Source organism: Epilithonimonas hispanica (assembly GCF_003385395.1).
In the GTDB taxonomy this organism is placed as follows: Bacteria; Bacteroidota; Bacteroidia; order Flavobacteriales; family Weeksellaceae; genus Epilithonimonas; species Epilithonimonas hispanica.
This window is the reverse complement of the sequence record NZ_QNUG01000077.1, coordinates 1-7290: the sequence shown is the minus strand read 5'-3', so window position 1 is coordinate 7290 and position 7290 is coordinate 1. Positions and strand designations below refer to the sequence as shown.

Sequence of the window (7290 nt, the reverse complement as noted above, 5' to 3'; positions counted from 1 at the left end):
CACACCATCCTCTTTATTGGGTAAAAAAACGCCATGCCAATGCAATGATGTACTTTCTTTTAATTGATTATGTACGACAATTTCGGCTGTATCGCCTTCTGTAAAAGTGAGTGCAGGCATAGGTATTTGACCATTTACGGCAATAGCTCTCTTTTCTTTCCCTGCGTAGTTTACTAGTGTATCTGTTACATATAATTCGTATCGAACTGTTTTTGGAGGTTTTGTGTTTACAATTCTTTTTACGGTTTGAGGCTTTTCTTTTTGCATAGACATATTGTTCATTTTGTCCACCTTTTTCGGCTGCTCTTTTGGAGGCATCTGCATTTCATCATTTTTTTTGTTTGATGACTGCTTTACCGTTTTAGCCTTTTCTTTTATCAATTTCATACCACACTTTGGGCAGTTGCCTGGTTTTGTGGCGTGAATTTCGGGATGCATCGAGCAAGTATAAGTTGCCTGTTGAACCTGTTCTTTTTTAGTCATATCCATACCTTTCATATCCTGTGATTGTGCACAGGTGTACGTTGCAACGATGAATATTATTAATGTTATCTTTTTCATTTTATTTTTTTACTTTTAAAAAACTTGCATTGATTGCAACTACGACTGTGCTAACCGTCATTAAAACCGCACCTGCGGCTGGGCTTAACAATATGCCTTGCTTGTACAAAACACCTGCTGCCAAAGGCAATGCGATTACATTGTAACCCGTAGCCCAAATTAAATTCTGTATCATTTTACGATAGGTGGCTTTGCCAAATAAAATAAGATTTACAACATCCTTAGGGTTACTGTTCACTAAAACAATACCTGCGGTTTCGGCTGCAATATCACTACCGCTGCCAACTGCTATACCAACATCTGCAATTGCCAGTGCTGGTGCATCGTTTACGCCATCACCTGTCATAGCTACGAATTCGCCATTGCTTTGCAGGTCTTTTATCTTTTCTAATTTTTGATGTGGTAATACTTCGGCAATAAAACTATCCATACCCAAAACATCGCTTACACTTTTTGCTACTTTGTTATTATCACCGGTAAGTAAAATAGATTTGATATTATTTTCTTTCAAGGTCTTTATTGCTTCGGCAGCTTCAGGTCGAATTTCATCTGACAAAGCAATATAACCTGCCAACTCATTATTTACGATTACAAACACAACCGTTTCCGTATCGTTGGCATTAAAGCCTTCGGGAATTGCTAAATTATTTTCTTTTAAATATCCCGGACTGACTACCAATATTTTTTCGCCTTCAACCGTTGCTTCAACCCCTTTGCCTGTTATGGCATTAAAGTTTTCCGTTTCAGGAACGGTGATCGATAGGTCTTTTGCTTTTTGCAAGATGCCTGTTGCAATGGGATGTTCTGATTTTTGTTCTAATGCAGACGCAAGGCGAATGATTTCATTTTCATTGAACTCTTTTTGCAGCGAAACAATTTTTGACACTTCAAATCTTCCTACAGTTAATGTTCCTGTCTTGTCAAAAACGATAGTGGTTATTTTTCTTGAATTTTCAAACGCTGTACGATTTTTAATAAGTAAACCATTCTTAGCTGATAATGCTGTTGATTTTGCAACAACCAATGGTACTGCCAAACCCAAAGCATGAGGGCAGCAAATAACAATTACGGTTACCATTCTTTCCATTGCAAAAGCCAATGAATTGCCCTGTAAGATACCAATATAAAAATGTGGCAATGCCTGTAACCAATGCTATAATCGTAAGCCATCTTGCTGCTTTGTCTGCTAATAGCTGCGTTTGTGATTTTGATTTTTGTGCATCGTCTACCAATTTGATAACCTGTGATAAGTAAGAGTCTTTTGCGGCATGGGTAACGGTAACTTTTATAGAACCGTTGCCATTGATTGCACCTGCAATTACTTTATCGCCTTTTACTTTTTGTACTGGTTTGCTTTCGCCTGTAAGCATACTTTCGTTCAGGTAGCTTTCGCCTTCTAATATTATTCCATCTGCTGCTACTTTTTCGCCTGGCTTTACTAAAATAATATCGTTCTCTTTTAGTGTGTCGGTTTTTACATCATGCACCATGTTGGGCATTACCATGTGTGCATCGGCTGGCATTAACTGCACCAATAATTCTAATTCTTTTGATGCACCTGCAACAGATTTCATTTCTATCCAATGCCCCAAAAGCATGATGAGTATAAGGGTTGCCAATTCCCAAAAGAAATCCATGCCCTGTAACCCAAACACAATTGCAACGCTGTAGATGTACGCAACTGTTATGGCGAAGCCGATTAAAAACATCATGCCGGGGTTCTTTGCTTTTACTTCGTCAACCAATCCTTTTAAAAATGGAAAGCCGCCATAAAAAAACACAACGGTTGACAATGCAAAGAGTATGTATTGCGAACCTGCAAACTGCCAATCAACTTTTATAAAATGTTGTATCATGGTTGATAGCAACATGATTGGAATGGTTAGGATGAGCACGACATAAAACCTTTTTTTAAAATCGGCTATCATCATGGCATGATGGTTATGTCCTGCCATTTCCATTGATGGGTTTGCTCCATGATGCATATTGCTCATTTTATGCCCTGCACGGGTTTCTTTATTTTCTGTATGTTGATGTTCCATATAAATAATTTCATTTGCAACAATCCTGTTTATGAATAAAGATTGCTTTAAAAATGCTGATTAATATTTGTTTAATTTTTCGCATTGTATTTAATTTTCTGTTGAAAGGCTGTCTGCTGTTTTGTTCATCCAATCCACTATCATTTTTTTTTGCTCCATTGAAAGCTGTGCATTTCTGTGCATTATTTTATAAGAAGCTAAAGGCATTTGTTCGTCTTTAATTTGGTTTGCTATTCCTTTCAATTTACTTATTTGCCTTCGACTAGTAATACTGCCAAACTCACTAAAGTTTAATTTTTCTTTGCCATTATCAATATGCTTCTTCATCAGCCACGCAATTGGTTGAATGTTGGAATACCAAACATTATTGGTATTGTTGCTATGACAATCGTAACAGGCATTCTGTAAGATGTTTTGCACATTCGGCGGAACTGTATAAACTTTCGAAAAATCGGTTGTGTAAACCTGCCCTTTATTTACATTAAGGGCAGGTTGATAAAATTGTATTGCAATAAAAATAAACAGCACTATTGCCAACATTATCTTTAATACTCTCTTCATTTAGAACTCTTTTTTTACAGAGCCACAAGTAAGCATCTTGCTACCGTAATAAGGATTTTTTATTGTCTTAGCTTCGCTAATCCAAACAGCACCTTTACCATCATTATACATTGGGCAGAAGTCCTGATAAACTTTTTGAGTTGTGCCAAACAATACGATAAGGTCTGAAACATCTTTACTCAACATTGCTAAATGCTCTCTTTGGTGGTCTATCTTTCCCGCGTTGTCACCAATATGCTCAGCATTTTCTTTTGCACTCTCCGCAATGTCCATAAACTCCTTATGCTTGTTTGCGGCTATTGATTTCATATCTACATTGTTTATAGTTGTAAATAATTGCTTCCCTGCGTTAGCAGCTACTTTGTCATTATCTGCAACGAGTGCATTTTTTAAAACCAGATAATCTTTTACAATTGGTTCAATAGAGAAGTTTTGTGTCTGCTCTTTTGAAGCAGACTTTTCCATCTTTTGAGATACTGTATCTCTTGAAGTAACGGAAGGCGCTGTATCATTTTGTGTTGCTGTCGACAAATCTTGGGTTCTAGTTATCACTGTGCTATCATCGGCCTGCTGGTCGCTATTATTATTGGAAGATTGCTTACAGGAAATTGTTGCCGCTGCAACTGTTACTAATGTAATGACTGAGAAAATTATATTTTTCATTTTATTTAAATTTTGATATCATTAAAAGAATTTATCTTATTTATTTGTTTTCAAATTCATTTAGCTTCCGCTTCATAAATTCTATTTCTTGTGCTTGGGTTCTGAGTATGTTTTTTTGCAACTGTATTAGTTCGGGATCGGTAAGGTTTGCTTTTTCGGACATTAGTACTGCCGCTGCGTGGTGTGGTATCATTCCTTTTACAAACTCCTTATCACCAACAAATAATTGTTCTCGAATACCAAACCAAGAAAAGATGCCAACTGCAAGGGAAACTGTAATGATTGACCAGTTGATTTTTTTGTTTTCATACATTCCTTTCATTATCCATAATTCAATAACCAGCATTGCCGAAATCATCAGCAGGGTCATATATAAATTATTGATGTTCGGAATAAGATTATCAAATCCGTCTATCATAGCATACATAATAAAGTACATTGCTACAAACATTGCAACAGCCATTACAGCAAAGCGTTTGTACATTGCTAAAGAATTATTATGGTCATTTTCTGCACTCTTTTGCGTATGTTGCATTCCGTGTTGATTTTTCATACTTTCCATAACATTTTTTTTATTTGTTATTAATAGTTTCTTGTACACTGCCACAAGTGAGCATTTGAGAACCGTAATACGGGTTTTTAATGGCTTCTTCTTTACTTAACCAATTTGCACCTTTGCCATTGTTATACATTGGGCAATGCTGATAATAAACAGGTGTTTCCTGTTTTGAAACTTTGGCTAATTCGTACATATTGTTAGCCAGTAAAGCGAAAAATTCTCTTTGTTTGTTAACATCTTTTGCCACAGCAATTTTTTCTGCATTAGTAGTTAAATCTTTCATTATTTTCATCCAGACGGTATGTTCTTCGTTGGAAAGTTTTGTCATTTCTATAGCTTTTATTGCCTTTAATAATTCAGCAGCTTTTGCAGATGAAGTGCCTGCATCAGTTTTTACCAAAGCATCTTTCACTGAAAAATAGTTATCGAAAATAGCTTTCAGTTGTGGCTCATTTTGGGTAGTTGCCATATTTGTGGCTGGCATTTCTTTGGTGTTGTGGTTAGCGTGATCAGCTTTCATATCCATACCTGCATCTTTAGATGTGGCAATTGGTTTTAGTTCCCTGTCATACTGGCAACAACCTGATAACTTTGCATAAACATCATCAGGTGCTAAAAATTTTTCATTGTCGTACCCTGCTAAAGCAATACGTTTCAGAATCTCATCCTGATTTGTTTTTTTACTATCGTAGTCGATTGTAGCCATCTTGGTATCTTTATTCCAATTTACTGTGGCTACATTTTTTACATTTCCTGCTTTCTCGATTGTGGTTTTACACATTTCACAGTTACCATATACTTTCACTGTTTCTGTTTTTGCATTTTTAATTTGGGCAAAACTGCTTATGGCTGATAGTAATACGGTGATTACGATCAATATTTTTGATATTGACTTCATTTTGAATTTTTTAAATTATTAAGGGATAGAGAGTTTTACGAAAACTAATATTAGCTTTCGACAAGACATAACTGTGGCGTACAAGCCATCTTTTTAACCTATTTTAGGCGGTTGCCAAAAGGAATGGAAGCCCGATGAATAATAGGCTTGCTTGAAACCGAATTTTTGCGTTTTAATTTCTGCAAACTGGTTTTCTGTTTTTATATCTATAAGTATTGGTAAACCAAATGAAGATGAAGAAATGCTACATTTGCAAGAACTGTGTTTACATTTACCGTTGCAGCCGTGACCATCGTTGCATTTTTCACAGGACTTGTCCTTGCAACTGATTTTATCTTCTGATTTTTTGGATTGTTCTTTTGAGCAGGACTTTTGCTCTGTCTTAACTGCTTTTTTAGCACAAGCATAGGTTATGTTTGGCATTAGGAAAAAGCCCAAACACAATAAAATGACAAAGCTGATATGTTTACTCAAATTTTTCAACGCTACAAAATTATGAATAAATTCTTTAAATTGCTATATTTTATTCTATTTAAATCGTATTCTAAGCACCAGAGGCAGAGTATTTAATTTAGGTGATCCTTTCCCCCCCCTCTAACTATGTTTTAATAATAATCTGCTTACACTAGTGATCTGAAATATACTATGACTTACAAAATACTTTAGCTATATTTATAAGATTCATTTACCTTTTTCTGATTACAGTTGAGAGATCTTTCAAATTTGCATCTTCATTTTCGTTTATTGTTATACCGAAAGAATTTTTAGTTTTAAAATCATTAATAGAATTAGCCTTTATTAAAATATTATAGAGAGTTCTATTCTCATCTTCCCTTTCCCTCACATAATCCCTATTTTCATTCGCTTTAAGCATTTCAGCCTTTTCTATTTTATACAATGTCACTAAATTCTCCCTCGTTTCCGTAAGTTCCTCCAGCTTTTTATCCAGTTCTGCAATTTTATCTTCAGTAGTTTTGGTTTGAAATTCAATTTGAGAAACATCTATTCCTTTCTGAGCTAAATTTTCAATTACTTCTTGAACTTGAGCTTTATGAAGTTCAATAGTTTTTTGATAAGATGGCAATTCTTTTTTCCAATAGTCAGCATTTGCATCGCCATTTTTCGAATAACCTTCAATCCTGTTATAAGAATGTTCAGCTTTGGTCACCAACTCTTTTACTTTCAAAACATCTTCGTATTTTCTTAGCACAAAAGCACTATCAGCTAAATATTTATTTTTCTCGACTTCAATTCTTTTCTTCATCAGTTCAATCTCGATATTGGCTCGAGTTTCAGGATTGGTGATGATGGATGTTTTAAGTTCTTGGGTACTGATATCTGATATATCCAGCAGATCAGCACCTTTTTTCATTGCCTCTAAATATCTTGCCTGTTTAGCCTGTAATTTCTGAAGCATAAAAACATCGATACTGTCATTAGCCAGCATAAAATTGATTCTCACATTTTCGTTTTTATTTCCTTGTCTCCACGCTCGTCCTTCCACTTGTCGGAGTGAAGTAAAATTATAGGGTAATGTAAGCATATAAACATCTGTTGTTTGTTCCTGAAGGTTCATTCCTTCCTGAATGGCCTCACTTCCAATAACCACTTTTATTTTTCCTTCATTAAAATCATTTTGAATAGAAATTCTCTGATTTTTATTGGTCGCTCCAGTAATAATTCCTATTTCTTCAGGTTTGTAACCGATTTCTTTAATGAGATATTCTTTTAGTTTTGGAAATTGAGCAACCGCCAATTCAGAATAAATGATTTGTCCGGATTCCGGAATGTCTTTTTTATTTTGATGAATTAAATCCATCGTCTGTTTCAGCTTGGGAGAATTTTCTATAAATTCTTTTACATAAGGCTCTTCTCCATCATAATATGGTGATAGGTACGGCGAAATTGCAATCAGTCGGGCGTTAAGAATATGCGTAAGAATTGCTCCCTTTTCAGTTTCACTGAAATTTTCATTGAGCAGGTCATATTGTTCTCTTGTCAGATCA

9 protein-coding genes are annotated in these 7290 nt (G+C 35.2%); all 9 read right to left on the bottom strand.

All coding sequences use genetic code 11. From position 1 onward, the window contains the following. On the bottom strand, window positions 1-483 hold a 483-nt coding region (locus DRF58_RS17495), incomplete at its 3' end, for a multicopper oxidase domain-containing protein (protein WP_245955586.1). A gap of 79 nt (window positions 484-562) precedes the next feature. Continuing rightward, window positions 563-1639 carry a heavy metal translocating P-type ATPase gene (locus DRF58_RS17490; RefSeq protein ID WP_262510783.1) on the bottom strand — a complete coding sequence of 359 codons (1077 nt, stop codon included), beginning with the start codon at window positions 1637-1639 and terminating at the stop codon, window positions 563-565. Further along, a complete protein-coding gene (locus DRF58_RS18980) occupies window positions 1551-2603 on the bottom strand; it encodes an HAD-IC family P-type ATPase (RefSeq protein ID WP_262510782.1) in 1053 nt (350 codons plus the stop codon). The genes DRF58_RS17490 and DRF58_RS18980 overlap by 89 nt, the downstream gene beginning before the upstream one ends. 90 nt (window positions 2604-2693) lie before the next feature. Then, the gene (locus tag DRF58_RS17485) at window positions 2694-3164 is read right to left on the bottom strand and encodes a heme-binding domain-containing protein (protein ID WP_028123603.1); all 471 of its coding nucleotides are present in this window, start codon (window positions 3162-3164) and stop codon (window positions 2694-2696) included. Beyond that, window positions 3165-3827, bottom strand: coding sequence for a DUF3347 domain-containing protein (locus DRF58_RS17480; RefSeq protein WP_028123602.1), 663 nt, complete (start codon window positions 3825-3827; stop codon window positions 3165-3167). A gap of 40 nt (window positions 3828-3867) precedes the next feature. Further along, window positions 3868-4380, bottom strand: a complete 513-nt coding sequence (locus DRF58_RS17475; protein ID WP_228454764.1) for a DUF305 domain-containing protein — start codon at window positions 4378-4380, stop codon at window positions 3868-3870. A 19-nt stretch (window positions 4381-4399) separates the two neighbouring features. Then, complete coding sequence (locus tag DRF58_RS17470) at window positions 4400-5284, bottom strand: DUF3347 domain-containing protein (protein WP_116037202.1); 885 nt, start codon at window positions 5282-5284, stop codon at window positions 4400-4402. 93 nt (window positions 5285-5377) lie between these two features. After that, entirely contained in the window at window positions 5378-5758 is a 381-nt protein-coding gene (locus DRF58_RS18480) for a hypothetical protein (RefSeq protein ID WP_157450498.1), read from the bottom strand. Between the two features lie 211 nt (window positions 5759-5969). Continuing rightward, the coding region (locus DRF58_RS17460) for a helicase-related protein (protein ID WP_262510781.1) at window positions 5970-7290 on the bottom strand (1321 nt) is incomplete at its 5' end.